This is a genomic window from Vibrio sp. 10N.261.55.C5 (assembly GCF_041470505.1).
GTDB lineage: Bacteria > Pseudomonadota > Gammaproteobacteria > Enterobacterales > Vibrionaceae > Vibrio > Vibrio crassostreae_C.
This window is the reverse complement of the sequence record NZ_JBFRMS010000113.1, coordinates 1-2,206: the sequence shown is the minus strand read 5'-3', so window position 1 is coordinate 2,206 and position 2,206 is coordinate 1. Positions and strand designations below refer to the sequence as shown.

The window sequence follows — 2,206 nt, the reverse complement described above, 5'->3', positions numbered from 1 at the left end:
CAAATGGTTAAATGCGGGATTGGTGGCATCAACAATTAATGTATGACCATCAGTATCTAAGGTAATGCCCGTTGGAAGTTGGCCCGACTGAGGTTGACCATCGATGGCATATTCAAGGTGACTGATGGTTAAAGCGTCGCCGTCTTTGTCTGTGGCACCTACTAGCAGATTGAGGGTGTGATGATTATCGGCCCCCTCACTGACACTGTCGGTTAAAGGCGTCACATCAGGGTTGTCGTTAACCGCAGCTAAGTTGGTGGTTGCGCCAGTGTGGGTGATACCGCCGTGTCTATCGGCAATATCATAGTTAAAGTGGACTGTACCATTATAATTAGGGTCGGGATTAAAGGTAAAACTACCGTCCGAATTTGATACCACACTGCCGTGGTCTGCAGTCAAGTTTTCAACGTGTAACCACCCTCTATCATTAACATCGACATCGATAGTATTGGCGACTAATTGAGCTTGTGTAATATGTATTGAGGTATCTTCTTTCCCTGAAGGTAGCGTCACCTCACCACGTATTACTATCGGTGCATCATTATTACCGTGCACAACTACGGATACACTTTTCGAGACATGACTACCATCAGTAGACACAGCCTCAACTGTAAAGTGCTCCCAATACTCGTCACCGTCTCCTAGTTTTTTCGCTTTGTTCTGGTCAACGTCGTAATGCCATTGTCCATCTGTACTTAGGTGGAACGTACCATATTGACCTCTAATGCCAGTTATTGGTGTTTGTGTCCAACTCACCGTATCGTGAAGGTCAACATCGTGGGCTATTACGCTGCCGGAAACTGAAGCCCCTGTTTGGGCATTTTCTACGATATGACCAAGTTCCGACTTAGAATCGATTACGACCCCATCCTCGGTACCATTCACTTTTACTGTGATCGGAAATTCAGTGCCGTCAGTGGCTATTAGCTTTATCGATTCCGTGAATGATTCACCTTGTTTTAACTCTTGAACGTGAGCATTACTATTATCACCAATATAGCTCCAACAATGTTCTCCTGTGTGGGGGCCATTTGTGATCGTGTAAAACTGAAATTTCCCATAGGGTGTCGTAACATCTAAGTTACTGCCTAGATCCCATGTGTATTGCTTACCTGCAAACTCGACAGTCACTTGTTGGTTAGAGCTATCTACATCGGTTATTTGCAAAGCTTGCCAATCAACTGCATCCATTATGTTTACGTTCGTACTCATATGCGTTGCAACATCTTCAGTTGCTACGCCATGATCAACGCCACTTATAACTGTTTTGTCATCGACGGCTATAAGCGAGGTGGTTGCGCCGGTGTGGGTCACACCACCGTGTGCATCCTTAACGTCATAGCTAAAATGCACATCGCCGTTATAGTCTTTTTCTGGCGTAAAGGTGAAGGTGCCATCGCCATTAATTAATATCGAACCGTGGTCAGCCTGTAGGTTTTCAATGGATAATTTGCCAATATCGTTGTCATCAACATCGCTAGAATTGGCCAGTAGCTGTGCTGGGGTAAGGACAATTTTGTTATCTTCCAAGCCATTCGTTAAACGCACTTCAGCTGATGCAACTGGCGCATCATTGGTGCCATGAACGGTCACTGTAATATCTTTTTTAGCACTGCCATCGATAGATTCAACGGTAAAGGTTTGCTGGAAGCTTTCCCCTGCGCCTAAATGTTGGACTTTATCATTGTCAATATCGTATGACCATTGGCCCTGTGCGTTGATATTGAACCGACCACCTTCGGCGGTAGTGATGGTTTGTGCGATAAAACCGGCTTGATCGTGATCCGGGTCAATGACCTGTAACGTGCCACCACTGCTGAGTTGACTGGTGGTATTGCCAAAGGAAGTGTGATCTTCGTAAACATGATTATTTAGGCTGGAGTAGGGCGTCACTGCAATTTTTGCTTGGTTATCTTCACCGGTCACTTTCACCATAATGGTGAGCTTCTGACCATCAGAGGTTTCGATTTCGTAGGGGAACTCCTTCGACTCGCCAGCATGTAGGCTACCAATGAGCTCATCCGCATGACGATTGGTACCAGCATCTAATTTGAATTGATAAGTGCCATTAGGCCAAACATCAAGGTGACCAGGTGCAAAACCTTGACCTAAATACTTCCCGCTAAATACAAACTGAGTGTTATCACCACTATCAGGGTCAATCAGCTGAAGCTGGCCTCTATAGGATTTAAATTCACTATCCAGC

General features: G+C 45.2%; 1 protein-coding gene. It reads right to left on the bottom strand.

Going from position 1 to position 2,206, the window contains the following annotated elements; translation table 11 throughout:
* Positions 1-2,206 (bottom strand): VCBS domain-containing protein (locus AB4263_RS24040; RefSeq protein WP_372099023.1); only part of this gene is annotated, 2,206 nt, incomplete at both ends.